Origin of the sequence: Mesorhizobium sp. M0077, from assembly GCF_040322955.1 — a bacterium.
Lineage (GTDB): Bacteria > Pseudomonadota > Alphaproteobacteria > Rhizobiales > Rhizobiaceae > Mesorhizobium.
In genome coordinates, this window is the sequence record NZ_JAMYUL010000027.1 from 34713 (window position 1) to 61413 (window position 26701).

At 63.0% G+C, this 26701-nt stretch carries 28 protein-coding genes; 23 read left to right on the forward strand and 5 right to left on the reverse strand.

The annotated features are described in order from the left end of the window. Nucleotides 1–71: 71 nt before the first annotated feature. The 10 genes from NKJ57_RS30045 to NKJ57_RS30090 all read left to right on the forward strand — a co-directional run bounded on the left by NKJ57_RS30045 (nt 72) and on the right by NKJ57_RS30090 (nt 10627). On the forward strand, nt 72–1010 hold the full coding sequence (locus tag NKJ57_RS30045; RefSeq protein WP_352500553.1) for a sugar ABC transporter substrate-binding protein: 939 nt from the start codon (nt 72–74) through the stop codon (nt 1008–1010). Between the two features lie 29 nt (nt 1011–1039). After that, entirely contained in the window at nt 1040–2548 is a 1509-nt protein-coding gene (locus NKJ57_RS30050) for a sugar ABC transporter ATP-binding protein (protein WP_352511564.1), read from the forward strand. Between the two features lie 106 nt (nt 2549–2654). Beyond that, nucleotides 2655–3419, forward strand: a complete 765-nt coding sequence (locus NKJ57_RS30055) for an SDR family oxidoreductase (protein ID WP_023684416.1) — start codon at nt 2655–2657, stop codon at nt 3417–3419. Nucleotides 3420–3428: 9 nt separating this feature from the next. Further along, a complete protein-coding gene (locus NKJ57_RS30060; protein WP_023834835.1) occupies nt 3429–4214 on the forward strand; it encodes an SDR family oxidoreductase in 786 nt (261 codons plus the stop codon). Between the two features lie 416 nt (nt 4215–4630). After that, nucleotides 4631–5605, forward strand: coding sequence for an ABC transporter substrate-binding protein (locus NKJ57_RS30065; RefSeq protein WP_023716139.1), 975 nt, complete (start codon nt 4631–4633; stop codon nt 5603–5605). Nucleotides 5606–5675: 70 nt separating this feature from the next. Further along, on the forward strand, nt 5676–6755 hold the full coding sequence (locus tag NKJ57_RS30070) for a quaternary amine ABC transporter ATP-binding protein (RefSeq protein WP_352511563.1): 1080 nt from the start codon (nt 5676–5678) through the stop codon (nt 6753–6755). Then, a complete protein-coding gene (locus tag NKJ57_RS30075) occupies nt 6752–8731 on the forward strand; it encodes an ABC transporter permease (RefSeq protein ID WP_352511562.1) in 1980 nt (659 codons plus the stop codon). The genes NKJ57_RS30070 and NKJ57_RS30075 overlap by 4 nt, the downstream gene beginning before the upstream one ends. Nucleotides 8732–8738: 7 nt before the next feature. Continuing rightward, complete coding sequence (locus NKJ57_RS30080; RefSeq protein WP_352511561.1) at nt 8739–9536, forward strand: hypothetical protein; 798 nt, start codon at nt 8739–8741, stop codon at nt 9534–9536. Between the two features lie 4 nt (nt 9537–9540). Then, complete coding sequence (locus NKJ57_RS30085; protein WP_023820990.1) at nt 9541–9678, forward strand: hypothetical protein; 138 nt, start codon at nt 9541–9543, stop codon at nt 9676–9678. 154 nt (nt 9679–9832) lie between these two features. Further along, nucleotides 9833–10627 carry a hypothetical protein gene (locus tag NKJ57_RS30090; protein ID WP_352511560.1) on the forward strand — a complete coding sequence of 265 codons (795 nt, stop codon included), beginning with the start codon at nt 9833–9835 and terminating at the stop codon, nt 10625–10627. Between the two features lie 41 nt (nt 10628–10668). On the opposite strand, the gene NKJ57_RS30095 is transcribed toward NKJ57_RS30090, so the two are convergent. Then, nucleotides 10669–12027, reverse strand: coding sequence for a trimethylamine monooxygenase (locus NKJ57_RS30095; protein WP_352511559.1), 1359 nt, complete (start codon nt 12025–12027; stop codon nt 10669–10671). A 266-nt stretch (nt 12028–12293) separates the two neighbouring features. On the opposite strand from NKJ57_RS30095, the gene NKJ57_RS30100 reads away from it, so the two are divergent. After that, nucleotides 12294–13004 carry a helix-turn-helix domain-containing protein gene (locus NKJ57_RS30100; RefSeq protein WP_023687066.1) on the forward strand — a complete coding sequence of 237 codons (711 nt, stop codon included), beginning with the start codon at nt 12294–12296 and terminating at the stop codon, nt 13002–13004. A 165-nt stretch (nt 13005–13169) separates the two neighbouring features. Here NKJ57_RS30100 and NKJ57_RS30105 read toward each other — a convergent pair whose 3' ends face one another. From NKJ57_RS30105 to NKJ57_RS30120, 4 genes are read right to left on the reverse strand one after another with little or no spacing between them, the layout of a single operon-like run. Then, nucleotides 13170–14210, reverse strand: coding sequence for a heme-dependent oxidative N-demethylase family protein (locus NKJ57_RS30105; RefSeq protein ID WP_023735617.1), 1041 nt, complete (start codon nt 14208–14210; stop codon nt 13170–13172). 9 nt (nt 14211–14219) lie between these two features. After that, on the reverse strand, nt 14220–15185 hold the full coding sequence (locus NKJ57_RS30110; RefSeq protein ID WP_352511558.1) for a PDR/VanB family oxidoreductase: 966 nt from the start codon (nt 15183–15185) through the stop codon (nt 14220–14222). After that, a complete protein-coding gene (locus tag NKJ57_RS30115) occupies nt 15182–15778 on the reverse strand; it encodes a dimethylamine monooxygenase subunit DmmA family protein (RefSeq protein ID WP_023668542.1) in 597 nt (198 codons plus the stop codon). Before NKJ57_RS30115 ends, NKJ57_RS30110 begins: the two co-directional genes overlap by 4 nt. A 41-nt stretch (nt 15779–15819) precedes the next feature. Next, complete coding sequence (locus NKJ57_RS30120; protein WP_352511557.1) at nt 15820–16953, reverse strand: aminomethyl transferase family protein; 1134 nt, start codon at nt 16951–16953, stop codon at nt 15820–15822. A 287-nt stretch (nt 16954–17240) separates the two neighbouring features. Between NKJ57_RS30120 and NKJ57_RS30125 the strand changes: the two genes are divergently transcribed. The 12 genes from NKJ57_RS30125 (at nt 17241) to NKJ57_RS30180 (ending at nt 26547) form a co-directional block, all read left to right on the forward strand. Continuing rightward, nucleotides 17241–17528: a hypothetical protein gene (locus NKJ57_RS30125; RefSeq protein WP_023684429.1), complete on the forward strand. Its 288-nt coding sequence runs from the start codon at nt 17241–17243 to the stop codon at nt 17526–17528. Nucleotides 17529–17556: 28 nt separating this feature from the next. Continuing rightward, nucleotides 17557–17934: a hypothetical protein gene (locus NKJ57_RS30130; protein WP_023668545.1), complete on the forward strand. Its 378-nt coding sequence runs from the start codon at nt 17557–17559 to the stop codon at nt 17932–17934. Nucleotides 17935–17961: 27 nt separating this feature from the next. Then, nucleotides 17962–18123, forward strand: a complete 162-nt coding sequence (locus NKJ57_RS30135; protein ID WP_023668546.1) for a hypothetical protein — start codon at nt 17962–17964, stop codon at nt 18121–18123. 14 nt (nt 18124–18137) lie between these two features. Continuing rightward, nucleotides 18138–19532 (forward strand): APC family permease, encoded by a 1395-nt coding sequence (locus NKJ57_RS30140; RefSeq protein WP_023668547.1) that lies wholly within the window; start codon nt 18138–18140, stop codon nt 19530–19532. A 42-nt stretch (nt 19533–19574) separates the two neighbouring features. After that, nucleotides 19575–20264, forward strand: coding sequence for a hypothetical protein (locus NKJ57_RS30145; protein WP_352511556.1), 690 nt, complete (start codon nt 19575–19577; stop codon nt 20262–20264). Further along, nucleotides 20261–20584 (forward strand): hypothetical protein, encoded by a 324-nt coding sequence (locus NKJ57_RS30150; RefSeq protein WP_352511555.1) that lies wholly within the window; start codon nt 20261–20263, stop codon nt 20582–20584. Before NKJ57_RS30145 ends, NKJ57_RS30150 begins: the two co-directional genes overlap by 4 nt. An 84-nt stretch (nt 20585–20668) precedes the next feature. Continuing rightward, nucleotides 20669–21565, forward strand: coding sequence for a class II glutamine amidotransferase (locus tag NKJ57_RS30155; RefSeq protein ID WP_352573809.1), 897 nt, complete (start codon nt 20669–20671; stop codon nt 21563–21565). Between the two features lie 4 nt (nt 21566–21569). Next, nucleotides 21570–22298 carry a GltB/FmdC/FwdC-like GXGXG domain-containing protein gene (locus tag NKJ57_RS30160; RefSeq protein ID WP_352511553.1) on the forward strand — a complete coding sequence of 243 codons (729 nt, stop codon included), beginning with the start codon at nt 21570–21572 and terminating at the stop codon, nt 22296–22298. Between the two features lie 6 nt (nt 22299–22304). After that, on the forward strand, nt 22305–23633 hold the full coding sequence (locus tag NKJ57_RS30165; RefSeq protein ID WP_352511552.1) for an FMN-binding glutamate synthase family protein: 1329 nt from the start codon (nt 22305–22307) through the stop codon (nt 23631–23633). A gap of 30 nt (nt 23634–23663) precedes the next feature. Further along, the gene (glnT, locus tag NKJ57_RS30170) at nt 23664–24971 is read left to right on the forward strand and encodes a type III glutamate--ammonia ligase (protein WP_352511551.1); all 1308 of its coding nucleotides are present in this window, start codon (nt 23664–23666) and stop codon (nt 24969–24971) included. A gap of 36 nt (nt 24972–25007) precedes the next feature. After that, nucleotides 25008–26261, forward strand: coding sequence for a sarcosine oxidase subunit beta family protein (locus NKJ57_RS30175; protein WP_023692159.1), 1254 nt, complete (start codon nt 25008–25010; stop codon nt 26259–26261). A 10-nt stretch (nt 26262–26271) separates the two neighbouring features. Then, on the forward strand, nt 26272–26547 hold the full coding sequence (locus NKJ57_RS30180; protein WP_023692160.1) for a sarcosine oxidase subunit delta: 276 nt from the start codon (nt 26272–26274) through the stop codon (nt 26545–26547). The last annotated feature ends 154 nt before the right edge of the window (nt 26548–26701 follow it).

Sequence of the window (26701 nt, forward strand, 5' to 3'; positions counted from 1 at the left end):
ATCCGAAACTGGGATGTTCCAAGGGGCGCGATGCGCTGGCGGGACAGTTTGACTATCAACGGAGGAAACACATGCTCACCAAACGTTCACTGCTGCTCGCCGCTGCCGCAATCATTCCCCTGCTCGGCCTGACCGACATGGCCTCGGCCAAGGACGCCAAGAAACTCGGCCTCGCCGTCGCCAATCTGCAGGCCGACTTCTTCAACCAGATCAAGCAGTCGGTCGAAGCCTACGGCAAGGAGAAGGGCATCGAGATCGTCACCGTCGACGCCAAGGGCGATTCAGCGACCCAGGTCAGCCAGGTGCAGGATCTGATCACGCAGAACATCGACGCGCTGATCTACATTCCGGCCGGCGCCACAGCCGCCACCGTGCCGACCAAGACCGCCAAGGCCGCCGGCATTCCGGTGATCAATGTCGACCGCAACGCCGACGGCGCGCCCGGCGACACCTTCATCGCCACCAACAGCGTCGCCTCGGCGCAGGCGGTGTGCGACTACATCGCCAAGCAGGCCGGCGGCAAAGGCGAACTGATCATCATCCACGGCCAGAAGGGCACCACGCCGGAAGTCGACCGTTCCAAGGGTTGCGGCGAAGCGCTCAAGGCCTATCCCGATATCAAGGTGGTCGGCGAATTGTGGAGCGAAGGCTGGCACCAGGACGAAGGCTTCAAGCTGACGCAGGACCTGCTGCAGTCGCATCCCGATGTCTCCATCGTCATCGGCCAGGCCGATGCGCTGGCGCTGGGTGCGGCACAGGCGGTCAAGGTCGCCAATCCCGGCCACAAGGTCTGGGTTGCCGGCTTCGATGGCGACGTGGCCGCGCTCAAGGCGCTGAAGGACGGCGTGTTCGACGTCACCGCGACGCAGCAGACGCAAGGCATGGGCCGTCTCGCCGTCGATGCGGCGATCAAGCTGGTGGCCGGCGAAAGCGTTCCGGCCGAGCAGCTGCAGGATGCGACGCTGACCACCAAGGACAATGTCGAGCAGTTCATCGCCAAGCATCCGTAACGACCGGCACCGCTTTAGAGAGCACCACGATGTCTCCTGATCCTCGCCACAGCGAAAGCCCGCACAACGGGCTCTTCGTCAACGGCCTTTGCAAGAGCTACGGACCGGTCCAGGTCCTGGCCGATGCAAGCTTTGAGGTGCGGCCGGGCGAGGTTGTGGCGCTGCTCGGCGAAAACGGCGCCGGCAAGTCGACGGTGTCCAATATCATCGCCGGCTCGACCCGGCCCGACGCGGGCACCATCATCTGGCGGGGGAAGCCCTATTCCCCCGCCTCGCCTGCCGCGGCAATCGATGCCGGTGTGGGCATGATCCATCAGGAACTGAAGCTGCTGCCGGATCTGTCGGTGGCGGAAAACGTCTATGTCGGGCGCCTGCCGATGCGCGGCGGCCGCATCGACCGCGCCGAGATGAACGCCAGGGCCTCGGCGCAGTTGAAGCGGCTTGGCCTCGACGTCTCGCCCGAGCGCAAGGTGGGCACGCTGCGCATCGCCGCCCAGCAACAGGTCGAGATCGCCAAGGCGTTGACGCTCAATGCCGAATTGCTGATCTTCGACGAACCCACCGCAGCGCTCGGCGGCGAGGAAACGGAGCTTTTGTTCCAGCAGATCCGCAAGCTCAAGGCGGAGGGCATGTCCTTCATCTACATCAGCCATCGTCTCGACGAGATCGCGCAGATTGCCGACCGCGTGGTTGTGATGCGCGACGGACGCATCGTCGCCCGCCACGAGCGCGCCGATATTCCCGTGCGCACAGTGGTGGAGCAGATGGTCGGCCGCTCGGTCGAACGGATGTTCCCGCATCTGTCGTCGCCGCGCGAGGAGACGCTGCTCGAGGTCGACAACCTGTCCTCGCCGGAGAAGAGCTTCAACAACGTTTCCTTCTCGGTCAAAGCAGGCGAGATCCTCGGCATTGCCGGGTTGATCGGCGCCGGCCGCACCGAACTGGTGCGGGCGATCGCCGGCGCCGATCCGATCTCGTCGGGCTCGGTGCGCGTTGCCGGCAAACCGGTGCATCTCAGCGGGCCAGCGGCAGCCATCAAGGCCGGCGTCGTGCTGGTGCCGGAAGACCGCAAGGCGCAAGGCGTGGTGCTCGACCAGACCATCGGCGAGAATCTGGCGTTCGGCAATTTCGACCATGTCGCGCCGAAGGGCTGGGTGTTCCCGAAAGCGGTGCAGAAATTCGCCGAGGCCGGCATCTCCCGTCTCGGCGTCAAAGGCAAGCCGAACCAGGCGGTGTCGAAACTGTCCGGCGGCAACCAGCAGAAGGTGATCATCGCCAAATGGGTGTCGCGGCCGCCAAAAGTGTTCATCCTCGACGAGCCGACGCGCGGTATCGATGTCGGTGCGCGCGCAGCGATCTACGACGTCATCGCCGACCTCGCCCGTTCCGGCATGGCGGTGGTGGTGGTGAGCTCCGACCTCGAGGAGGTGCTGGGTCTGTCGCACCGGGTGCTGGTGCTGAGCCGCGGCCGCCAGCGCGGCATTCTCGACCGCAGCGAGGCGAGCAATGTCGCGGTGATGGAACTCGCCACGAGCTGAGGACAGGAGTCGGAACAAAGCGCAGCAGGTGGTATCCTCCCAAGGACCGGACCGCGCGGGGCGCCAGCAAAGACTGGCGCCCCTTCATTTCAGGAGGGGGAACAACATGAAACTATTCGATCTCAGCGGCGACGTAGCGCTGGTAACAGGCGCCGGCAGCGGCATTGGCCAGGCCATTGCCATCGGGCTCGCCGAAGCCGGCGCCGACATAGCCTGTTTCGGCCATGCCTCGAAAGGCGGGCTGGATGAGACCGCGCACAGGATCGCCGCGCTTGGCCGCAAGGCGGTGGTGCTGACCGGGACGGTGACGTCGGAGGCCGACTTGGCGACCGCAGTCGAGCGCACGGAAAAGGAGCTCGGCGCGCTGACCATCGCCGTCAACAATGCCGGCATTGCAGGAGCCGAGGCCGCCGAGACGCTGTCGCTGGAGAAGTGGCAGAAAATCTACGACGTCAATGTCAGCGGCGTGTTCCTGTCCTGCCAGGCCGAAGCGCGCGCCATGCTGACGCGGCGCAAGGGCTCGATCATCAACATCGCCTCCATGTCGGGTTCGATCGTCAATCGCGGCCTGACCCAGGCGCATTACAATTCGTCGAAGGCGGCGGTCATCCACATGTCGAAAAGCCTCGCCATGGAATGGGCCGATCGCGGCCTGCGCGTCAATGTGGTGAGCCCAGGCTACACGCTGACGCCGATGAACAAGCGGCCGGAGGTCGCCGAACAGATCAAGATCTTCGAACGCGACACGCCCATGGGGCGCATGGCGACGCCGGAAGAGATGGTCGGCCCGACCGTGTTCCTGGCCAGCCGCGCCGCGAGTTACGTCACCGGCATCGACCTGATCGTCGATGGCGGTTTTGTCTGCTGGTAAGGAGAAAAGATGCAGAAGCGTTTTGAAGGCAAGACTGCGGTCATCACCGGCGCGAGCGGTGGCATCGGCGCGGCGATGGCGAAGCGCTTCGCCGAGGAAGGTGCCGCGATCGTGGTCAGCGCCATCGATGCCCGCGTCGAGGACGTCGCCGCCGGCCTGAAAGCAGCGGGCGCCAAGGTCGCGTCGATGCGCATGGACGTGACCAGGAAGGATGAGGTTACAGCGCTTTACGATCTCGCCGAGAAGGAATTCGGCCGTGTCGACATTTCGGTGCAGAATGCCGGCGTCATCACCATCGCCCGGATCGAGGCGATGACCGAGGCCGAGTGGGACAAGGTGATGGCCGTCAACACCAAGGGCGTGTTCCTGTGCTGTCAGGAAGCGATCGCCCGCATCCGCAAGCATGGCGATGGCGGCCGGCTGATCAACACGGCGTCGGGCCAGGCGCGGCAGGGTTTCATCTACACGCCGCACTATGCGGCGTCGAAGTTCGGCGTCGTCGGCATCACCCAGAGCCTGGCCAAGGAAGTAGCCAAGGAAAAGATCACCGTCAACGCGATTTGCCCCGGCATTATCGACACCGACATGTGGGCTTACAACGACGCCGCCTGGGGCAAGCTGATGGGTGACTACAAGCCCGGCGAGCTGATGGCCGAATGGGTGAAGAACATCCCGATGGGCCGCGCCGGCAGCGGCGAGGACGTGTCCGGCCTGGTCAGCTTTCTCGCCAGCGACGACGCCACCTACATCACCGGCCAAACCATCAATGTCGATGGCGGCCTGATCATGTCGTGAATCAGCTCTGGCGGTTGGCAATCGACCAGTCTGAAATTCCGCAGTGCACAGGGCATCAGCCGTTGCGCCGCATGAACGTTGGTATATATAATTTCATCTCATGAAACGGCCTTGGCGAGCTCGCCGGCCGAGACCATGGGACCTTGATGGCTCGCACGTCTGAGAGCGCCGCTGGAGCGGCGATCGATCTGTTGACGATTGCTCACGCAGCAATCCATCCGATGCCATGACGCGGGCCCGCCCGGCATCACATAAACACCAAGTCGAGCAACCATTTCGCCTGCGCAAGTTGCGGCCGCGGCAATGGCATGGTGCGAACGAACTTGCGCAACGACCCGCCTTTCCAACACAATCAAGAAAAGACGCAAGAAGGGAACGGTCAAGAAATTTCCACATGGTTTGACAGGAGAACAAGCATGTCATTTCGCAGTGTGATTTCGAACCTATCAATGGCAGCCCTTGCACTCGCCGCCGCAAGTGCGCTTACATCACCGGTCCACGCAGCAGCACCTGAATCCAACGACCCGATCAAGATCGCGCTGTTCGACTGGACCAGCGTCAACCTCAACGCCAAGATCCTTGGCGGCATCCTCGAAAAGCTTGGCTACACCGTCGAGTATCCCACCGCCGACTACCTCTCCAGCCTGACCACCGGTCTCACCAATGGCGACCTCGATGTCGGCCTGGAGTTCTGGGACACGACGGCCGGCGAAGCGATGAAGGCTTCAGACGCCACCGGCCAGACCGAGCGGCTGGGCAAGCTCGGGCCGAAGGCCAAGGAGGAATGGTGGTTTCCCGAATATATGAAGGAGAAATGCCCCGGCCTGCCCAATTGGGAAGCGCTGAAGGACCCGAAATGCGCCGAGGCGTTCTCGACAGCGGAGACGGCGCCGAAGGGCCGCTATCTCGGCGGCCCGGTAACCTGGGAAGGCTTTGACGACGAGCGCGTCGAGGCGCTGAAGCTGCCCTTCACCGTCATCCATGCCGGCACCGACGCGGCGATGTTCGCCGAGTTGGACTCGGCCTATCAGCGCAAGGCGCCGATCATGCTGTGGATCTATTCGCCGCATTGGGCGCCGGCCAAGTACAAGGGCGAGTGGGTCGAATTCCCGGAGTATACGCCCGAGTGCTACACCGACCCGAAATGGGGCACCAACCCGGATGCCAAATATGATTGCGGCAAACCGCATGGCGAAATCTGGAAATACTCCTGGTCCGGCATGAAGGACAAATGGCCGGTCGCCTACAAGGTGGCCAAGGCGTACACGATCGACACCGATGAGCTCAACAAGATGAGCGGCGAGATCGACCTCGGCGGCAAGACGCCCGAAGATGTCGCCGCCGCCTGGATCGCCGCCCACGAAGCCGACTGGAAAGCCTGGGCGCAGTGATCGCCTGACTGGAAGCCAGACCCGGCCCTAGCGGCCGGGTCTTATCTCCATTTTCCAGAAGGACCATTGGATGACGGAAGCGACTGAACCGCAGGCAACTGGCACGCCGGAGGATGTGCGGCCGATAAAGCTTGCCTGCCGTAATGTCTGGAAACTGTTCGGATCGAACGCGGCCAGCTTCATCCGCGAGCGTGCCGGCAAGGCCAGCATGGCCGATGTCGCTGCCGCCGGACTGGTCGGCGCGGTGCGCGCCGTCGATCTCGAAATCCGCCAGGGCGAGATTTTCATCATCATGGGGCTGTCCGGCTCCGGCAAGTCGACGCTGGTGCGCTGCATGTCGCGGCTGGTCGAGCCGACCTACGGCAAGGTCGAATTCGAAGGCAACGACCTGCTCAAGATTTCCGACGCCGCGCTGATCGAACTGCGGCGCCATCGCATGGGCATGGTGTTCCAGAATTTCGCGCTGCTGCCGCATCTTAACGTGCTCGACAACATTGCCTTTCCCCTGAGCATCCAGGGCCAGGACCGACCGACGCGCGAAGCGAGAGCGCGGGAGGTGATCGATCTCGTGGGCTTACGCGGCCGCGAGCATTTCTATCCGCGTGAACTGTCCGGCGGCCAGCAGCAGCGCGTCGGCATCGCCCGCAGCCTCGCGACCAAGCCGGAGATCTGGTTCCTCGACGAACCGTTCTCGGCGCTTGACCCATTGATCCGCCGCGAGATGCAGGACGAGCTGATGCGGCTGCAGACCATGCTGCACAAGACCATCGTTTTCATCACCCATGATTTCGACGAGGCGATCAGGCTCGCCGACCGCATCGCCATCATGAAGGACGGCGAGGTCATCCAGATCGGCACACCGGAGCAACTGGTGGTCAATCCGGCGACCGACTATGTCGCCGAATTCACTAGAGACGTCGACCGCGCCAAGGTGATTTCGGCGCGCAGCCTGATGCGTGCCCTGGATGGCTCCGAGCATGGCGGCACGGTTTCGCCGGAGGCCAAGATCGCCAGCTTCTCGGCCAGCATCGTCGCCTCGGGCAAGCCGTTCGCCGTGGTCAACGGCACCGGCAAGCCGATCGGCGAAGTGACGCCGCAAGCCGTTATCGGACTGCTGGCCGGCCTCGACAAACCGAGTGCCGGCGCATGATTGTGACGGCAAGCGCCAGCGAGACAAGAACGCCGGTTCAGCGCTGGCTGCTGGTCTGGGCGCTGGCACTTGCCGCCGTGCTCGCGGTGTTCCTGCTGCAGGACAGGCTGCCCTGGGCGGTCGACTATCCGGCCGAGGCGGTCGTCCCGGTCGCCGACTGGGTCAGCGCGCTGATGCGCTGGATCAAGTCGAACTTTTCGTGGTTGACCCGATCGATCACCGCGGTGCTCGGCGTTCCCCTCGATTTCGCGCTTAATCTGCTCGCCAAGAATTTCAAGATCGGTCATGGCGCCGATGCCTATGTCCTGCCGCGCCTGTCCTGGGTCGGCGTCTGCGCTGCGGCCTTCCTCGCCGGGCATGCGGCGGGCGGTAGAAAACTCGGCATACTGGTTGGCGGCTGTTTCCTCTACACCGCACTGTTTGGCCAGTGGACCAGCGCCATGCTGACGCTGGCGCTGATTTCCATCGCCGTGCCGTTCTGCATTGTCACCGGCCTGTTCGCCGGCATCTGGGCATGGCGCAAGCCATGGGCGGAACGGCTTGTCATCTCCCCTGCCCTCGATTTGATGCAGACGATCCCGACCTTCGCCTATCTCATCCCGATGCTGCTCCTGTTCGGCAACAGTCCGGTCTCGGCGATGATCGCCACCGCTACCTTCGCCACGCCGCCCATGGTGCGGGCGACGATGCTCGGCCTGTCGCGCGTGCCGTCCGAGATCGACGATTTCTCAGAGATGGCCGGCTGCACGGCGCGGCAGAAATTATGGCGGGTGCTGCTGCCCTCGGCGCGACCGACGCTGATGGTCGGCGTCAACCAGGTCATCATGCTGGCGCTGAACATGGTGATCATCGCCTCGATGATCGGCGCCGGCGGCCTCGGTTACGACGTGCTGCTGGCGCTGCGTGCGCTGAAGGTCGGCGAAGCGATGGAAGCCGGGCTCGCCATTGTGGCACTCGCCATCGGGCTCGACCGGTTGAGCCAAGCCATCGCCCACAAACAGGCGAAGGGCCACGTTCAACGGCAGGCGAACCAGAGCGTTTGGCGGCGCTATGCCAATCTGTCGCTGGCCATCGCCATCCTGGTCGTGACGACGCTGCTCGGCCTGTTCGTACCGGCCTTCGCGTCGGTGCCGAAGGCGATCACCTTCACCACTGCGCCACTGTGGAAGGCGGCGGTGAGCTGGGTTACGATCAACTTCTTCGACGTGATCGAAGCGTTTCGCGTGGCGCTCATCCTCAATGTACTGAACCCGCTGCGCGCCTTCTGCGAAGGCTTTCCGTGGCTCGGCGCGGTGGCCCTGCTCGGCCTCGCCGGCTACCAGTTCGGTGGCCTGCGTCTCGCCGCCCTCGTCGCCGCGCTGACCGCCTTCTGCGCCGTCACCGGCCTGTGGGAAAAGACCATGGCGACGGTTTATCTCTGCGGCATCTCGGCCTTCATCGCTTGCCTGATCGGCATCCCGATTGGCCTGATGGCCGCGCGCAGCGACCGCTTCGAAAAGATCGTCACGCCCATCATCGACACGCTGCAGGTGCTGCCGTCCTTCTGCTTCATCATTCCTGTTGTGATGCTGTTCCGCGTCGGCGACGTCACCGCCATGATCGCCACCGTCGCCTTCGCCGTGGTGCCGGCGATCCGCTACACCAATCACGGCATCCGGCAAGTGCCGCCGGCGCTGATCGAGGCGGCGAAGGTTTCCGGCTGCACGCCGCGCCAGACCTTCTTTCGGGTACAATTGCCACTGGCGCTTCCCGAAATCATGCTGGGCGTCAACCAGACGATCCTGATGGCGCTGGCGATGATCATCATCTGCGCCATGGTCGGCACACGCGACCTCGGCCAGGAAGTCTTCATCGCGCTGTCCAAGGCCGATTCCGGACGCGGCATTGTCGCGGGTCTCGCCATCGCTTTCATCGGCATCGTCGCAGACCGGCTGTTCAATGCCTGGACGGCGAAGGCGCGGGCAAGACTAGGATAATTGTTGAATGTCCAATCCCGGCGAACCGCCTTTTGCCGTACTCGTCTTCGACATGGCCAAGACCGGCGAGCCGGATGGGGAGCACGTAGTTTCGGGGTTTGAGACGCTGGAGGCGGCGACGTCCTACGCCATTGCGCGGGTTCGCGCCTCGGTGGAGGACTTGCGCAAGCCCGGCATCGCCACTGCTGAGCTTCGCCAGCTCTGGCACCTCTATGGCGAAGACTGTTCGGTGCTGAACGCCGGAGTGCGCGGCAGCGATCTACTCGACGATTTCATTGCGACGCCGTCGATGCCGGCCGAATGCAACTGGCAAGTTCTCGCGCCAAGGCTGCGCCGCTTCCGCGCCTCGCTGCTGATCTCCAACGGCAACAACGAATCCGTCTGGGCGGGCGGCTTCTTTCGCTCGACCTACAGGCTGACGCGAGACGGCCTCCTCGAGCGCTTTGGCGACGACGCCATTGCCGCCTTCAAAGCCAAAGGGATCGAGCCAGAGCAGACTAAGCTCATGGTCGCCAATTACTTCGAGCTGCCCGACCCGCCCTATCCGCCGCCGGGCGCGGCACTCCGATCCTGGAAGGTCGAGGTCGGTTTTGTCTGCCACGACGTGAAGTTCGGCGGCGACGCCGCCGGCGTCTTCGCCTGGCCGGAAGAGCCGACCGACTGGGCGCTCAGAACCATGCAGTTCCTGCTGATGGCCGACATGATGGCCATGCGCGGCGATGGCCCCGACTGGGCAAACGACTGCGAGATACTAACCGCCAAGGTGACCGAGACGGAGGCGCCTCCCGACTATCCGCTGGATTGAAGTGATGATCATCACCTGCCCCGTGGCCGGCACACGCGATCTCGGCCAGGAAGTGTTCATCGCACGGTCCAGGGTCGCGGCATTGTCGCGGGCTGGCAACAACCTGCCATCGACATCATCGCGGTCGGTCTCCGACCCCTGAGCCGCGAAAGCTCAAGCACGGCTCGGATAGACGGTTTTGCCTCTTCTGGAGTTCGCCTCTTCTGGAAATGGCAGGCCGCGCTCCAGCTCTTGACTTTGACGCATTTTCGCGCGGAAAGCTGCTTCATCCTCGACCAGCCTGAGCTTGCTGCCGAATGCCCGATCAGCGCGAACCGCCTTTTACTGTCGTCGTCTTCGACATGGCCAAAACCGGCGAGCATGTGGTTTCGGGGTTTGAGACGTTGGATGCGGCTACGTCCTACGCGATTGCTCGGGTTCGCGCCTCGGTGGAAGAGCTGCGCAAGCCCGGCATCGCAGCAGCCGAGCTCCGGCGGCACTGGCATATCCATGGTGAGGATTGCACGGTGCTGAACGCCAATGTGCGCGGCAGCGATCTGCTTGACGATTTCATCGCGACGCCGGGGACACCGGCCGAATGCGACTGGCGGGCGCTGGCGCCACGACTGCGCCGTTTCTACGCCGCTGTGAACGTCTTCAACAACGATGGCAAATCTATCCGGGTCAGCGGCTTTTTCCGCGCGACCTACCGGTTATGGCACGCTGGCCTGCTCGCACGATTTGGCGACGACGCCATCGCCTCCTTCAAAGCCAAAGGCATCACGCCGGCAGTGCCGACGAGAGTCTCGGTCGACCATCACTTCGAGCAGCCCGATCCGCCGCGCCCGCCGCCCAGCGATATCAGGCCGTTGCTATCCTGGAAGGTCGAGATCGATTTCGGATGCACCGATGTGAGGTTCGGCGCCAAAACCGACGGCGTCTTCGCCTGGCCCGAGGAGCCGACCGGCCGGGCACTCAACGACATGACACATCTGCTGATGGCTGACAGGCTGTCTATGTACGGCACCGGCCCGGAGGGCGCCTATTATAGCGAATTGGTGTGGGTCAAGGTGACGGAGACCGATGCGGCTCCCGACTACCCTCTGAATTGAAACTGGGCCGGTGCCGGCGCATTGTTTTGCATCACGCCGACCTATTCCGCCGCCACGCCCTTCACCTGGAGATAGCTTTCCATCGAGTCGTCCAGCGCCTGCAGCCAGGGCGTATGGTGCAATGGCGCCATGGTGCCGGTCATCAGCGAGCGGTAGGCGTGGTCGCGGAAGCTCATAATGTCTTCCGCCTTGTGGTGCTCCCACTCCATGAAGGTCTGGTTGACCGCCTCGACGTCGAAGCCGGGATAGTCGGTCTGGTCCATCAATTCCTTGATGTAGTCGCCCTGGAACCAGATCATCTGCTCGGCGTCTTCCAGCGTCTCTTCGCGTGCCCGCCACTTGGCGCCGTGCTCGGCCATCGCCTTTACCGACGGCAGCTTGATGCGGCCCATGATGACGTCGCGGGCGAACCAGGCCTGGGCGTCGAACATGTTGAAAGTGTAGAACTGGTCCTGCATGCCGATATAGGACAGTTTCGGGTTCTTCTCCCACACGACGCCCTCATAGAGCCCGTCCGGCCACATGCGATTGGCGGTCTTCAGCTTCAGCTCTTCCGTGAGGAACGGGAAGGAATGCAGATAGCCGGTGCACAGGATGATGGCGTCGACATCTTTTGTGGTGCCGTCCTTGAAGTGCGCCGTCTTGCCGACGACCTTCTGCAGCAGCGGCACTTCCTTCCAGTTCTCCGGCCATTTGAACCCCATCGGCTTGGAGCGGTAGCTGGAGGTGATCGATCTGGCGCCGTATTTGTAGCATTGCGAGCCGATGTCCTCGGCAGAATAGGAGCGGCCGATGATCAGTATGTCCTTGCCCTTGAACTCCATGGCGTCGCGAAAATCATGGCTGTGCAGGATACGGCCGTTGAAGGTCGAAAAGCCTTCGAAATAGGGAACGTTGGGAACCGAGAAATGCCCTGAGGCAACGACGACATTGTCGAACTCTTCGGAGTAGGTGACGTCGTTGGTGCGGTCATGCGCGGTGACAGTGAATTTCCTGCTCTCGTCCGAGAAGGTGACCATGCGCACCGGGCTGTTGAAGCGCACCCATTTGCGCAGGCCTGATTTCTCGACGCGACCCTTGATGTAATCCCACAAAACGGCGCGCGGCGGGTAGGATCCGATCGGGCGGCCGAAATGCTCCTCGAACGTATAGTCGGCGAATTCCAGGCATTCCTTCGGTCCGTTCGACCAGAGGTAGCGGTACATCGAGCCGTGGACGGGGTCGCCATGCTCGTCGAGGCCGGTGCGCCAGGTGTAGTTCCACAGGCCGCCCCAGTCCGACTGCTTTTCGAAGCAGACGATTTCGGGGATCTCGGCGCCCTTGTCGGCAGCCGACTTGAAGGCCCTGAGCTGGGCCAGACCGGATGGCCCCGCTCCAATGACGGCAACGCGCGTTTTCATGGCAGGCCTCCCGGTGTCATTCGATTTTTGGAATTGCTCTTACGAAACAAATTTCACTCACAGGACAGTAATTGCCTCTTGGATGCTGTCAACAGGCCTTGTGGAGAAACCGCGTTTCGCCCCAGCGGATTTCCGGAAAAACGGATGACGGCGTAAATCCTGTTCGGACACCATTCGACTTAAGGGGCTTGCTGCGCGGTTGCGTTTCTGTATCGGCACCGAATATGTTCACCTGGAGTGAAATAATCAGGGGATTCGGAGGCGAGATGGCGAAGACAAGTTCCGACTCCAAGACTGCTTCGACAAGGGCAAAGCCACCGGCAAAGGCCTCCGTGGACGGAAAAACCATCCGCGCGCCGCTGACGCAGAACCCGCATGCCATTCGCGACACCCGCGAAAAAGTGCTGGAGGTGGCGATCGGGCGCGAGGTGCGCGCCTTCCGCAAGAAGCTCGGCATCACCGTCGCCGATCTCGCCGTCGCCACCGATATTTCGCTGGGCATGCTGTCGAAGATCGAGAACGGCATCACCTCGCCGTCGCTGACCACACTGCAGGCGCTGTCGAGGGCGCTCGGCGTTCCCGTCACCGCCTTCTTCCGCCGATTCGAGGAAGAGCGCAGCGCCGTCTTCGTCAAGGCCGGCGAAGGGCTAGATGTCGAACGCCGCGGCACCCGCGCCGGCCATCAATACAATCTGCTCGGCCATATCGGCTCCAACACCAGCGGCGTCGTCGTCGAGCCGTATCTGATCACACTGACCGAGGATTCGGATGTGTTCCCGACCTTCCAGCATGAGGGCATGGAATTCCTCTATATGCTGGAGGGCGAGGTGGTGTACCGGCACGGCAGCAACCTCTATCCGATGAAGCCGGGCGACAGCCTGTTCTTCGACGCCGACGCGCCGCACGGGCCGGAGCAACTGACGAAACTTCCGATGCGGTATCTGTCGATTATTTGCTATCCGCAGAGCGCGGGGTAGTCGGACCGCCGCAGCCCCCTCACCCGGATTGCCAAGGCCGAATTGCAAGAGCAATTCGGGGCAATCCGACCTCTCCCCGAGGGGAGAGGAGTCTGGCGTCGGCGCTGGCGATCTCTTCTCCGCTCGGGGAGAAGGTGGCCGCGCAGCGGCCGGATGAGGGGGCCTTTAGTCCGGCCCGAACCCCGGTGACGTCGCACTGCCATCATCCAGCTTCGACAGCCATTCCACCAATGTCGGCCGATACCGCGTCAGGCCCTTGTAGGTGGCCAGCTCTTCCGGCAAATCCCGGATCACCCGGTGCAGTCGCCTTGCCCATTTCGGCTGTGTCACCAGTTCGTCCATCTTGATGAGATAGCAGCGGATCGGGAAGACGATGCCGTTCGAGCGCGGCAGCCGCCAGAAGCTTTGCAGTTCGACGCGCAGATGCACCTTGTCGGCGACATTTTCGGGCGTTACTGTCGCGCGGTCCGGGCCCCATTTGTGGTAATTCTCCGGACTGGTGTCGAGGCGCGGGTTTATGGTCATCGTCCAGTTCAGCCGCCGCGCCGGCTTGCCCTGCTGGATGTTGGTGAGGAACTTCAGCGCCCTGACGAAAATGCCCTTTTCATGCGCCAACGGCACCGGCGCGTGCCATTCGAAGAAATTCATGCCGATGTCGAAATCGAGCGACCAGTCGGCCTGAGTGGTGACCATGCCGGCGTCCATCCAAAGATTGCCGTCGCGCTGATCGAGAATGCAGAAATCACCCTGGCTCTGGCGGGTGATGTACTCCATCGGCCCGTAAGGCAGTGTCGAGGTGTCGCCGAAGGTGAAGGTGTCGTCGATGCCGAGCGGCCGGTTGATCCAGCGCCAGCGGTCGCCGTCGCGGGTCAGGGTGAAATGCTCGGGATAGCCAAGTGCCTGTTGCTCCATCAAAAGTTCGAGCAGGTCCCAGCCGGCCAGCGTCATATGCGGCAGCGACTGGCAGCGCAGCGGATCGTCGGCCAGCACCAGTGCACGGTCCTGCATCTCGGCGACATAGTGCTCGTCGACGTCGATCAGGTTTTCCAGAACGCTGCCCTTGGGGCCAACCACATGCGGCTCGATGTTGACCGCATACATGTAGGCGTCTTCGTGGAACGGGAACGGAAACCGCCTGATGTGTTCCGGGCTGTTCCTGAAGGTGAAATCGTCGCGAAACGTTTCCTTGCGAAAGGTGATGCCCAAGCTGGCCTCCTATCTTTCCAGGACCAGCGACTTGCCTTCGAAGCGCGACACGCACGGCATGATCTTGCAGCCGGAACGATGGTCTTCCTCGCTGAGCCAGTGGTCGTTGTGGATGAACTTGCCGTCATACGAGACGACGTTGGTCTCGCACTGGCCGCAGACACCGCCGCGGCAGAGATAGGGCGGATCGACGCCGGCGGCCTCGATCGCTTCGAGCAGGCTCTGCTGCTCGCCGACGCGGATGGTCTTGCCGCTGACGGCAAGTGTGACGTCGAACGGCAGGCCGGGCTGGGGTGCCGCGAAATGCTCGTAGTGCACGGTCTCCGCCGGCCAGCCGAGAGCCGCAGCGCGCTCGCGCACCCAGTTGATCATGCCGGCCGGGCCGCAGACATAGAGATGGGTGCCGAGCGGCTGCGAGGACAAGAGACGGTCGAGTTCGATGCGCTCGTCGCGGTCGTCGTGATAGAGCCGGACGCGACGGCCATAGCGCTCCTGCAGCACATCGGCATAGGTGCCGAGCGAGGCGGCGCGGCAGGTGTAGTGCAGCTCGAAATTGCCGCCGGACCCGGCGAGCTGCGCGGTCTGCGCCATGAACGGCGTGATCCCGATGCCGCCGGCAAGCATCAGATGCTTCTTTGCCCTGAGGTCGAGCGAGAACAGATTGACGGGGTAGCTGATCACCATCTCCAGGCCAGGCTTGACGCTCCGGTGCATGAACAACGAGCCGCCGCGGCCGACATCGTCGCGGCGCACCGAGATGGTGTATTCGCGGGTGTCGAGCGGCGATCCCATCAGCGAATAGGGATTGAGCCTTGTGCGGTCGCCATCGCGCATCTCGACCACGACATGGGCGCCGCCGGAAAAGGTCGGCAAAAGCTCACCGTCACGGCGGCGGAAATGGAAGCGCGTCACCAGTTCGTTGACCGGGACGACGTCGCTGACGACGACATCGAGCTTGGTGGTGCCGGTGCTCATGGGAAGACCTCCTCTATGGGAGGGATCTCCGAGCGATCCTCGGCATTTATGCAGACGCCCTGGAATGCTGCCAGCCGTCGCGAATAATGATCGCGCACCAGAAGCAGCAGGCCGCAATGCGCGCAGGTGGCCGGCTGCGTCGTCACATTTTCGGTGATGCCTTTGCAATGCACGCACTGCATGCGCCGCGCCAATGAGCCGCGATGCTCGGTCTGCATGGAGGTATGATCGATGCCGGCTTCGAGCGCCACCTGCATGGCCTGGCCGATCAGCCCTTCGGTGCCGGCGAGATAGAGGCGCAGGCCCATATGCGCGTTGGCAAGCGTCTGCTTCAGCCGGGGCAGCAGGCTGGCGAAGGTTGGCGCGACATGAAATTGCGCGGACTTCAGTGCCTCAAGAGCGGCAACGTGCTTGCCGTCGGCCCCGGGAATGAAGACGATTTCGGCGCCGTCGAAGAAGCCGGGGGGCGCCGTCCTTGCCATATCGACGATCGCCAGCGCGCCTTCCGCATCCGCCACGAAAAGATGATGCTTGCCGGGCTGCGGGGACAGGGTTCCGTAAATGGGCCGGCTGATGATCGTTTTGGCTGCCATTCTCTACTTCGTACCTCGAAACCCTCGCTGTCGATTGTGCCTCAGCCTTTCGCCGTGCGCTTGGTTTTTTTGGGATCGTCGAAGGGCAGAGGCTGCGCCGTCGCCCTGATCGAACCGCTCTTGTTGCGGATCTCGAGCCTGGTGTCCTTGACCGCGCAGTCGACGTCGAGGCGGGCGATGCCCATCGATTTCTCGACCAGCGGCGAATACATGGCGCAGGTGACCACGCCCACCTTTTTGCCGTCGCGATAGACCGGCGCGCCCTCATCCGCGGGTTGCTTGCCGTCGAGCAGCACGCCGTAGATCTTGAAGCGCTCCTTGCCCTTGAGGCGGTAATGCTCTTCGGCGCCACGAAAGCCGGTCTTGCCGGGGCTGACAGTGAAGTCGAGGCCGAGCTCCCACAGCGTGTCGCCGGGGCCTTCGTTCTCGAACGGATATTTCTGCGAGTTGTCATAGGGATAAAACAGCAAATAACTTTCGACGCGCAGCATATCGAGCGTGGTGAAGCGGCACGGAATGATGCCGGCGCTCTTGCCCTCGTCGAGGATCCTGTCCCAGATGGTGCCGGCGTCCTGACCGCGGCAGAATATCTCGTAGCCGCGCTCGCCGGTGTAGCCGGTGCGCGAGATCATGACGGGAAAGCCGAACAGCTGCGTCTGCATATGATGGAAATAGTTGAGGTCGCGAATGCCCGACACATGCTTTGAGAGATAGTCGACCGCGGTCGGCCCCTGCAGCGACAGATCGTGCAGATTGTCGTCGAAGCGCAACGATACGTCGCGGCCGACGGAAGCGCGCTGCAATTCCTCATGGCCGGTGCCGGAGCCGTGCACCACCATCCAGGCGTTCGGCCCGGTGCGGTAGAGGATGCAGTCGTCGGTGAATTTGCCGGCCTCGTTCAGCATGCAGGCATAGGCCGACTTGCCGGGATAGATCTTCTCCACGTCGCGCGTCGTTGCCAGGTCTATGAGGTGTGAGGCGTGCGGCCCGGTGATGTGAACCTTCTTCAGGCCCGACACATCCATCAGCCCGGCCCTGGTGCGGATGGCGGTGTATTCCTCGTCGGCGTCCTTGTCGTAGGTCCAGGCGGTGCCCATGCCGCTCCAGTCTTCGAGCTTCGAGCCTAACGCGCGATGGCGATCCGCCAGGGTCGAAAATCTCCAGGATGCCGTCATGCGCAAATCCTCCGTTCGAAAATTCTATTTGTGTTCCCGGCTCCCTGCGCGGAGGCGGGAGCATTTGGTCGAATATTGATCGCAAACGTCCTGATGCCGCAATACCCGCAAGCAAATAATTTCATTGTCAGGCAAAATTCGCGGCTGGGGACAAACGGTTAACCCAACGTAAAATCGGCTTGACAATTGCTGGATTCGGCCCGAATTTATGAAAAAAATTTCACTCTGTTGAAAGAGGGCAGCGGGCGGCCAATTCGGGGTCGGGCGCTGGAAAAAGGGGAAAACCGATGTCAGACCTGCAGCAGCGCATCGAAGCGCTGTACCGTTCCGACCTGCGCGGATCCGCGCTGCTGATCATCTGCCTTTGGGCGACGATCCTCTTCGTGCTCGTCATGACATGGCCCTACATCCCGGACACCGGGATCAAGATCGTCGTCGCGATCGCTGCCGCCGCCGTGCTGATCTTCAACACGGCCGCCATCCTGGCGATGGTCAATCACTACAAGGAAGACAAGGACTTCATCTACGGTCTCGACATCAAGAACGCCGACGCGGCCCGCAGCCGCAAGTCCTGAAAACAGAACGTCCTGAGGGGTAGAAGACATGTCGCGCTACACGCCGCCGGAACAAGGCAAGGCCGGGCAGATTTTCGATATCGTGGTCGTCGTGGTCGCCATTTTCGTGGCGCTGTGGCTGCCATTGAAACTCGGCCTGGCGGGTGCGGCGAAATCCATCGACGCGCTCGATGCCAAGACCTGGGAAGCGTTGGGACAGAACCCGACCATGGCCTCGATCTGGGAAAAGCTCGGCTATACGCCGGAGACCGCGCACGACATCATCCAGAACCGCTTCCACTACATCATCGACTGGCCGACGCTGATCATCATGGCGGCGGTGCTGATCGGCTATTTCGTCTTCCTGTTCCGCGCCTCCGACCGCGAATATCGCGACGTCATCAACGAAAAGTTCGACGACAAGTAACGCCAGAGATTTTGGGGAAGCACGCTCATGTGGGTCGCACTCTCTTACGCATCGTGGGGCATCTCGGTCGTGCTTGCGCTGTGGATGCTCTACGACTGGTTCAAGATCGACACGACCTATTCCGAGGAGGTGCTGACTTCCTCGCGCGAAGGCGAGCTTGAAGCCGCTTCCGAAAAACACCGGATCTGAGTGGGGATTGAACAATGACGATCACGCTTGAACCGGCAATACACGGCGACAGAGTTTCACTGCTACGCGTGCTCGGCCCGGCCCATGTCTGGGCGCTTGGCGTCGGCATCGTGCTGGTCGGCGAATTCACCGGCTGGAATTTCTCGGCGGACAAGGGCGGCGCACTGGCGGCGCTGATCGTCTGCTGGGTGGTCGGGCTCTTGTACACTTCGGTCGCCATGATCGACTCCGAGGTGACATCGACGGTTGCCGCCGCCGGCGGCCAATACGCGCAGGCTAAGCACATTGTCGGGCCCCTGATGGCCTTCAACGTCGCGCTGTTCCTGGTCTTTGCCTACACCATGCTGGAGGTTTCGGACGCCATCCTGCTCGGCGACACCATCGTCGCCAAGGCCGGCGTCGAAGGGCTCACCCACAACTCCTTCATTGCCGCCACCATCGTCGTGCTGGCATGGCTGAACTATCGCGGCGTGCTGATGACGCTCAACGTCAACTTCGTCATCACGGCGATAGCCTATGTCTCGATCGTTATCCTGTTCTTCTCGGTCAGCCCCTGGACGCAGGGTGCTGTGCTGAAGCTCAACGAGCTGGTCACCCCCGGCAATGCGCTGCCCTATGGTTGGATCGGCGTCATCGCGGCCTTCCAGTTCGGCATCTGGTACTATCTCGGCATCGAAGGCACCACGCAGGCCGCCGAGGAAGTGCGCTCCCCGGCGCGTTCGCTGCCTTACGGCACCATGGCCGGCATGATCACGCTTTTGATCGCCGCCGCCATGACCTGGTATGTCTGCGCCTCGCTGATGCCCTGGGAGTACCTCGGTATCACCTATTATCCCTTGTGGGACGCCGGCAAGCTGACCGGCAGCCCGCTGCTGGAAAACCTGTTGTTCGTCGCCACGCTGCTCGCGGCACTGGCGTCGGCCAATGGCTGTATCAACGATGCGGCCCGCGCGTGGTTCTCGCTTGGACGCGACCGCTATCTGCCGACATGGTTCTCGGCCGTGCACCCGAAATACCGCACGCCCTATCGCTCGATCCTGTTCCTGTTGCCGATCGCGCTCGCCTTCGCCTTCATCGCCGACCTCAACCAGGCGATCACCTTCTCGATCCTGTCGGGCGTGCTGCAATACACCTTCATGAGCATAAACATCATGATGTTCCGCAAAAAGTGGCCGCTGGGCACGATCCGCCGCGGCTATACGCACCCGTTCCACCCGATCCCGGCCATCGTGCTGTTTTGCCTCTGCGTGGTGACCTTCTTTGCGATCTTCCTCGGCTACGGCACGCAGCTGATCGCCATGGTCGCCTTCTACTTCCTGATCTCGCTGTGGTTCCACTTCTACCGTTACCGCTATGTGCGCCGCGGCGACCAGTTCACCATGCCGTGGCCGAAGCCGCAGGGCTATTGACAGGAGAGGGCCTGCCGGTCTGGGCGGGCATGGCGTGACGAGGTGTCTGACGTGACGACAGCATTGCTGGCCGGGGCGGTCGCCGTGGCTCTCGTCCTGCACCTCGCCTGGCATACGCGCGCCAGCCGCAAAAAGGCCAAGGCTGATCTTGCAGCCGAGGCAGCCAGCATCCGGACCGTCATCACAGATGCGGTTGATGTCTCCGATGGCACAGCCGGCGTTGTCACCTGGGCCGGCACATGGAACGGACAGCGCGTGCAGCTGCGCACCATCGTCGACACGCTGGCAACGCGAAAGCTGCCGGCGCGATGGTTGAGTGTCACGATCACAGAGCCGGTTGCGGTGCCGGCGACCTTCGACATGATGATGCGGCCGGGCTCGCCGACGACCTTCTCCAATTTCGATCATCTTCAGCATACGCTGCCGAAGGCTCCGGGATTTCCGGCTGAAGCCGTGCTGCGAACCGACCTCAGGGCGGCGCGCTTTCCGCAGAACCTGATCGCCAGCCTTCTCGACATCTTTGCCGAAGGCCGCGCCAAGGAACTTTTGATCACGCCAAACGGCCTGCGCATCGTCTGGCTGCTGGCCGAGGCCGAGCGTGCCCGCTATGGCGTATTCCGCCAGGCAGCATTCGGCGCCACAAGGCTCGATCCGGCGCTGGTCGAAAGGTTGCTCACCTCGGCTTCGACGCTGCGCGACGCCATCAACAGACAGGAAAGGCAGGTGGCATGAACGTTCCCCTACCCCCACCGGCAAACCCCTATCTCGTGCTCGGCGCCGCAATCGTCTTGCCGGCCAGCGGCCACGTCATTCTGGGCGTGCCTGTGCGCGGCCTGCAATTCCTGTTCTTCATGGTGATCCTCGCCTGGGTGACAGCCAAGATCGCGCCGGCCGACGCCAGCTTCGTCGGCCGCCACGCCGGCGGCTTCCTGATCTATGCGCTGTCGATCCTCGACGCCTACAAAATCGCCCGCATCCGCACCGCCACATGGATTCACAGCGCCCGCGACGGCGGCGATAGTGCACAAGGCCGCATCGAGCCAGATACGTAACTACAGGAATATTTTTTTCATATGATTGAATTCGCACGACGCATTCGATACATCATCGTCTAGTGGTAACGCCGGGAGGCTGACATGTGTGGAATCGTCGGACTTTTTCTGAAAGACAAGTCGCTTGAGCCGCAGCTCGGCTCGATGCTGTCGCAGATGCTGATATCGCTCAGCGATCGTGGCCCCGACAGCGCCGGCATCGCCATCTATGGCGCGCCTTCCAGGAATGAAGCCAAGATCACCATCCAGTCGGCGAAGCCCGAGCGCGATTTCCGCGGCCTCGACGCCGAACTCGCCAAGGCCATTGGCGCGCCGGTGAGCATAGCGGTGAAGTCGACGCATGCGGTGCTCCGGACCGCGCCCGACAAGGTCGATGCCGCGCGCGAAGCGCTGCAGTCAATGCGCCCCGACGTGCGCATCATGGGCGCCGGCGAAGCGGTGGAAATCTACAAGGAAGTCGGTCTGCCGGAAGCGGTCGTCGACCGTTTCGACGTCCGCTCGATGACCGGCACGCATGGCATCGGCCATACCCGCATGGCGACGGAATCGGCCGTCACCACGATGGGCGCGCATCCGTTCTCGACCGGCGCCGACCAGTGCCTGGTGCACAATGGCTCGCTGTCCAACCACAACAATGTGCGACGCGAGCTGGTGCGCGAGGGCATGAAATTCGAGACCGAGAACGACACCGAGGTCGCCGCCGCCTATCTCTCGTCGCAGATGGCGCATGGCAAAAACCTCGGCGAGGCGCTGGAAGGCACGCTGTCCGACCTCGACGGCTTCTTCACCTTCGTCGTCGGCACCAAGAACGGTTTCGGCGTGGTGCGCGATCCGATCGCCTGCAAGCCCGCCGTCATGGCCGAGACCGATCAGTATGTCGCCTTCGGCTCGGAATATCGCGCGCTGACCAAACTGCCCGGCATAGACAATGCGAGGGTCTGGGAACCGGAACCCGCAACCGTCTATTTCTGGGAGCATTGAGCCCATGCCGGCAACCAAACTTTCGAAGGCGGCGCAAGACCAGGCGTCCCGGGTCTTCGATCTTGATGTGTCGTCGCTGCGCGAGCTCAACCAGGCGCTTCACAATCTGACGCCCGGCTCCAACGAAATGGCGTGGGAAGTGCTGCACCCGAAGGGCAGCCATTCGGTTGCCGTCGGCGTCGACCAGCCTGTCAGCATCGATGTGCGCGGCAGCGTCGGCTACTACTGCGCCGGGATGAATGACGGCGCTGCCATCACCGTGCACGGCTCGGCCGGACCTGGCGTCGGCGAAAACATGATGTCGGGCTCGATCGTCATCAAGGGCGACGCCAGCCAGTATGCCGGCGCCACCGGCAAGGGCGGGCTGCTCGTCATCGAGGGCAACGCATCCTCGCGCTGCGGCATCTCGATGAAGGGCATCGACATCGTCGTGCACGGCAATATCGGCCACATGTCGGCCTTCATGGCGCAGTCCGGCAATCTGGTGGTGCTGGGCGATGCCGGCGACGCACTTGGCGATTCCATCTACGAAGCGCGGCTGTTCGTGCGCGGCAAGGTCGAAAGCCTTGGCGCCGACTGCATCGCCAAGGAGATGCGGCCCGAGCATATCGAACTGCTGCAGGGACTGCTCGACCGCGCCGGCGTCACCGGCGTCAAGCCGTCGGAATTCAAGCGCTACGGCTCGGCGCGCACGCTCTACAATTTCAATATCGACAACGCCGACGCGTATTGAGGCAGCATGACCTACAAGAACCCGCCGACGACGCCGCGCAAATCCGCGACCTTCGACGACTACACGCTTTCCGAAATCCGCCGCGCCGCGGCTACCGGCATCTATGACATCAGGGGCGCCGGGGCCAAGCGCAAGCTGCCGCATTTCGACGATCTGCTGTTCCTCGGCGCCTCGATCTCGCGCTATCCGCTGGAAGGCTATCGCGAGCGGTGCGACACGTCGGTGGTGCTGGGCTCGCGCTATGCCAAGAAGCCGATCGAGCTGAAAATCCCGATCACCGTTGCGGGCATGAGCTTCGGGTCGCTGTCCGGCCCGGCCAAGGAAGCGCTCGGCCGTGGCGCTACGCTCTCAGGCACGTCGACCACCACCGGCGACGGCGGCATGACCGAGGAAGAGCGCGGCCATTCCAAGCAACTGGTTTACCAGTACCTGCCGTCGCGCTACGGCATGAACCCCAGGGATTTGCGCCGCGCCGACGCCATCGAAATCGTCGTTGGCCAAGGCGCCAAGCCGGGCGGTGGCGGCATGCTGCTTGGCCAGAAAATCTCCGACCGCGTTGCCGAAATGCGCACGCTGCCGAAAGGCATCGACCAGCGTTCGGCCTCGCGCCATCCCGACTGGACCGGGCCGGACGATCTCGAGATCAAGATCCTCGAGCTGCGCGAGATCACCGACTGGGAAAAGCCGATCTACGTCAAGGTCGGCGGCGCCCGCCCCTATTACGACACTGCACTTGCGGTGAAGGCCGGCGCCGATGTCGTCGTGGTCGACGGCATGCAGGGCGGCACGGCGGCCACCCAGGAAGTATTCATCGAAAATGTCGGCCAGCCGACGCTTGCCTGCATCAGGCCGGCAGTGCAGGCGCTGCAGGATCTCGGCATGCACCGCAAGGTGCAGCTGATCGTCTCCGGAGGCATCCGCAACGGCGCCGACGTCGCCAAGGCGCTGGCGCTCGGCGTCGACGCGGTGTCGATCGGCACGGCAGCGCTGGTCGCACTCGGCGACAACGATCCGCGCTGGGAGGCGGAGTACAATGCGCTCGGCACCACCGCCGGCGCCTATGACGACTGGCACGAGGGTCGCGACCCCGCGGGCATCACCACGCAGGACCCGGAACTGATGAAGCGGGTCGATCCGATCGCCGCCGGACGGCGGCTGGCGAACTACCTCAAGGTGATGACGCTGGAGGCGCAGACCATTGCGCGTGCCTGCGGCAAGAACAGCCTGCACAATCTCGAGCCCGAGGATCTCGTAGCCCTCACCATCGAAGCCGCCGCCATGGCCGGCGTGCCGCTGGCCGGCACCAACTGGATACCGGGGAAAAACGGCTTCTAAAAAACACATCAAAATAAGCGAGGAACTATAATGGGGAACGATCTCGCCGCATTCGCCAAAGAGAACGGCGTCAAATATTTCATGATTTCCTACACCGACCTGTTCGGCGGCCAGCGCGCCAAGCTGGTGCCGGCGCAGGCGATCGCCGACATGCAGAAGGACGGCGCCGGCTTCGCCGGTTTCGCCACTTGGCTCGACCTGACGCCGGCGCATCCTGATATGCTGGCGGTGCCGGATCCGGCTTCGGTGATCCAGCTGCCGTGGAAGCGCGATGTCGCCTGGGTCGCCGCCAACTGCATCATGGACGACAAGGAAGTCGAGCAGGCGCCACGCAACACGCTGCGCCGGCTGATTGCGGAAGCCGCCACTGACGGTATGCATGTCAAGACCGGCGTCGAGGCTGAGTTCTTCCTGATCTCGCCGGACGGCAGCGTCATCTCCGACAAATACGACACGGCTTCAAAACCCTGCTACGACCAGCAAGCGGTGATGCGCCGCTACGATGTCATCGCCGAGATCTGCGATCATATGCTGGCGCTGGGCTGGAGCCCCTACCAGAACGACCATGAGGACGCCAACGGCCAGTTCGAGATGAACTGGGCCTTCGACGATGTGCTGGCGACCGCAGACAAGCACTCGTTCTTCAAGTTCATGGTCAAGTCGGTGGCGGAAAAACACGGCCTGCGCGCGACCTTCATGCCTAAGCCCTTCCAGGGCCTGACCGGCAATGGCTGCCACGCCCATATTTCGGTGTGGGACAAGGCCGGCAAGGTCAACGTCTTTGCCGACAATGCGATGGAGCTCGGCCTGTCGGCCAAGGGCAAGAATTTCCTTGGCGGCATCATGAAACATGCCTCGGCGCTGGCCGCCATCACCAACCCGACGGTGAACTCCTACAAACGCATCAACGCGCCGCGCACCATTTCGGGCGCCACCTGGGCTCCGAACACGGTGACCTGGACCGGAAACAACCGCACCCACATGGTGCGCGTGCCCGGCCCCGGCCGCTTCGAGCTGCGGTTGCCGGACGGCGCCGCAAACCCTTATCTGCTGCAGGCCGTCATCATTGCCGCCGGTCTCGACGGCATCCGCTCCAAGGCCGATCCCGGCAAGCGCTACGACATCGACATGTACCAGAACGGCCACACGGTGAAAGGCGCGCCGAAGCTGCCGCTCAATCTGCTCGACGCGCTTCGCGAATACGACAAGGACAAATCGCTCAAGGCGGCGCTGGGTGAGGAATTCTCGTCGGCTTATCTAAAGCTGAAGCACCAGGAATGGAATTCCTATGCTTCGCACTTCACGCAATGGGAGCGCGACCACACGCTGGACATATAATCGTCCCAGCTGTGCGAGCGACCTCGGAATGACCTGATGAAATATTCGATCTTCTCGCTCGCCCGTGCTGCCCTTTCCGGCCACAAGAATTGGCAGCGCACCTGGCGCGATGCGGCGCCCAAGGACCACTACGATGTGGTGATCATCGGCGGCGGCGGCCATGGGCTCGCCACCGCCTGGTTCCTCGCCAGCGAGTTCGGCATCAGAAACGTCGCCGTGCTGGAAAAGGGCTGGATCGGCTCCGGCAATGCCGGCCGCAACACCACCATCATCCGTTCCAATTACGGCCTGCCCGGCAATACCGGCTTCTACGAGCTTTCGATGAAGCTTTGGGAGCGGATGGAGCAGGACCTCAACTATAACGCCATGGTCAGCCAGCGCGGCGTCCTCAACCTCTATCATTCCGATGCGCAGCGCGACGCTTATGCGCGGCGCGGCAACACCATGCGCATCAATGGCATCGATGCCGAACTGCTCGACCAGGCGGCGCTGAAGAAGATGCTGCCGTTCCTGAATTTCGACCATGCGCGCTTTCCCGTGCAGGGCGGCCTCCTGCAGCGCCGCGGCGGTACGGCGCGCCACGACGCGGTGGTCTGGGGCTATGCCCATGCGGCGAGCGAACTCGGCGTCGACATCATCCAGAACTGCGAGGTCACCGGCTTTGTCCGGGATGGCAACGGCAAGGTGGCCGGTGTCGAGACCTCGCGCGGCAAGATTGGCGCCGGCAAAGTCGGCATGGCGGTTGCGGGTTCCTCCTCGCGCGTCGCCGCAATGGCTGGCCTGCGCCTCCCGATCGAAAGCCATGTGCTGCAAGCCTTCGTCTCGGAGGCGATCAAGCCGCTCATTCCCGGCGTCATGACCTTCGGCGCCGGCCATTTCTATGTCAGCCAGTCGGACAAGGGCGGGCTGGTCTTCGGCGGCGACATCGACGGCTACAATTCCTATGCCCAGCGCGGCAATCTGCCTGTCATGGAGGATGTCTGCGAGGGCGGCATGGCGCTGATCCCGATGATCGGTCGCGTGCGGCTGTTGCGCCAATGGGGCGGCATCATGGACATGTCGATGGACGGCTCGCCGATCATCGACAAGACGCCGGTCGACGGACTCTATCTCAATGCCGGCTGGTGCTATGGCGGCTTCAAGGCGACGCCGGGGTCGGGCTTGGTCTTTGCCCATCTGCTGGCGCGTGACGAAACGCACAAGGAGGCGGCTCGTTTCCGCCTCGACCGCTTCCGGACTGGCGCCATGATCGACGAAAAGGGCCAGGGCGCCCAACCGAACCTGCACTGAGGCTGGCGAGATGCGTATTGTCTGTCCCTTCTGCGGCGAACGCGAACTCGGCGAGTTCAGCTATCTCGGCGACGCCAAGCCGGCGCGGCCGGCGGCGGGTGCCGGCGAGGATGCTGTCTACGACTACGTCTATCTGCGCGACAATGTCGCCGGCGTGATGGCTGAGAACTGGTATCACGGCGGTGGCTGCCGGGCCTGGCTGAAGGTCACCCGCAACACGCTGACGCACGAGATCTCGGCGGTGGAGCCGGCGGCGGGCGCCGGGGCGAGGCAGGTGGCGAAATGAGCTATCCTGTCGAAATCGTAGCCGTCGCGAAAAGCGCCAGCCCCCTACCTCCCCCTTGTGGGGAGGTCGGACCGCAGGTCCGGGTGGGGGTCGGTGCCGCGGCCCCCCCCCCCCCCCCGGGCGCCCCCCCCCCCCCCACACGGCGCGGGGGAGT

Excerpts from the sequence above, each read along its gene's own strand:
- NKJ57_RS30045 (WP_352500553.1), top strand. The coding sequence starts at position 72 with ATGCTCACCAAACGTTCACTGCTGCTCGCCGCTGCCGCAATCATTCCC.
- NKJ57_RS30050 (WP_352511564.1), top strand. The coding sequence starts at position 1,040 with ATGTCTCCTGATCCTCGCCACAGCGAAAGCCCGCACAACGGGCTCTTC.
- NKJ57_RS30055 (WP_023684416.1), top strand. The coding sequence starts at position 2,655 with ATGAAACTATTCGATCTCAGCGGCGACGTAGCGCTGGTAACAGGCGCC.
- NKJ57_RS30060 (WP_023834835.1), top strand. The coding sequence starts at position 3,429 with ATGCAGAAGCGTTTTGAAGGCAAGACTGCGGTCATCACCGGCGCGAGC.
- NKJ57_RS30065 (WP_023716139.1), top strand. The coding sequence starts at position 4,631 with ATGTCATTTCGCAGTGTGATTTCGAACCTATCAATGGCAGCCCTTGCA.
- NKJ57_RS30070 (WP_352511563.1), top strand. The coding sequence starts at position 5,676 with ATGACGGAAGCGACTGAACCGCAGGCAACTGGCACGCCGGAGGATGTG.
- NKJ57_RS30075 (WP_352511562.1), top strand. The coding sequence starts at position 6,752 with ATGATTGTGACGGCAAGCGCCAGCGAGACAAGAACGCCGGTTCAGCGC.
- NKJ57_RS30080 (WP_352511561.1), top strand. The coding sequence starts at position 8,739 with ATGTCCAATCCCGGCGAACCGCCTTTTGCCGTACTCGTCTTCGACATG.
- NKJ57_RS30085 (WP_023820990.1), top strand. The coding sequence starts at position 9,541 with ATGATCATCACCTGCCCCGTGGCCGGCACACGCGATCTCGGCCAGGAA.
- NKJ57_RS30090 (WP_352511560.1), top strand. The coding sequence starts at position 9,833 with ATGCCCGATCAGCGCGAACCGCCTTTTACTGTCGTCGTCTTCGACATG.
- NKJ57_RS30095 (WP_352511559.1), bottom strand. The coding sequence starts at position 12,027 with ATGAAAACGCGCGTTGCCGTCATTGGAGCGGGGCCATCCGGTCTGGCC.
- NKJ57_RS30100 (WP_023687066.1), top strand. The coding sequence starts at position 12,294 with ATGGCGAAGACAAGTTCCGACTCCAAGACTGCTTCGACAAGGGCAAAG.
- NKJ57_RS30110 (WP_352511558.1), bottom strand. The coding sequence starts at position 15,185 with ATGAGCACCGGCACCACCAAGCTCGATGTCGTCGTCAGCGACGTCGTC.
- NKJ57_RS30115 (WP_023668542.1), bottom strand. The coding sequence starts at position 15,778 with ATGGCAGCCAAAACGATCATCAGCCGGCCCATTTACGGAACCCTGTCC.
- NKJ57_RS30120 (WP_352511557.1), bottom strand. The coding sequence starts at position 16,953 with ATGACGGCATCCTGGAGATTTTCGACCCTGGCGGATCGCCATCGCGCG.
- NKJ57_RS30125 (WP_023684429.1), top strand. The coding sequence starts at position 17,241 with ATGTCAGACCTGCAGCAGCGCATCGAAGCGCTGTACCGTTCCGACCTG.
- NKJ57_RS30130 (WP_023668545.1), top strand. The coding sequence starts at position 17,557 with ATGTCGCGCTACACGCCGCCGGAACAAGGCAAGGCCGGGCAGATTTTC.
- NKJ57_RS30135 (WP_023668546.1), top strand. The coding sequence starts at position 17,962 with ATGTGGGTCGCACTCTCTTACGCATCGTGGGGCATCTCGGTCGTGCTT.
- NKJ57_RS30140 (WP_023668547.1), top strand. The coding sequence starts at position 18,138 with ATGACGATCACGCTTGAACCGGCAATACACGGCGACAGAGTTTCACTG.
- NKJ57_RS30150 (WP_352511555.1), top strand. The coding sequence starts at position 20,261 with ATGAACGTTCCCCTACCCCCACCGGCAAACCCCTATCTCGTGCTCGGC.
- NKJ57_RS30155 (WP_352573809.1), top strand. The coding sequence starts at position 20,669 with ATGTGTGGAATCGTCGGACTTTTTCTGAAAGACAAGTCGCTTGAGCCG.
- NKJ57_RS30160 (WP_352511553.1), top strand. The coding sequence starts at position 21,570 with ATGCCGGCAACCAAACTTTCGAAGGCGGCGCAAGACCAGGCGTCCCGG.
- NKJ57_RS30165 (WP_352511552.1), top strand. The coding sequence starts at position 22,305 with ATGACCTACAAGAACCCGCCGACGACGCCGCGCAAATCCGCGACCTTC.
- glnT (WP_352511551.1), top strand. The coding sequence starts at position 23,664 with ATGGGGAACGATCTCGCCGCATTCGCCAAAGAGAACGGCGTCAAATAT.
- NKJ57_RS30175 (WP_023692159.1), top strand. The coding sequence starts at position 25,008 with ATGAAATATTCGATCTTCTCGCTCGCCCGTGCTGCCCTTTCCGGCCAC.
- NKJ57_RS30180 (WP_023692160.1), top strand. The coding sequence starts at position 26,272 with ATGCGTATTGTCTGTCCCTTCTGCGGCGAACGCGAACTCGGCGAGTTC.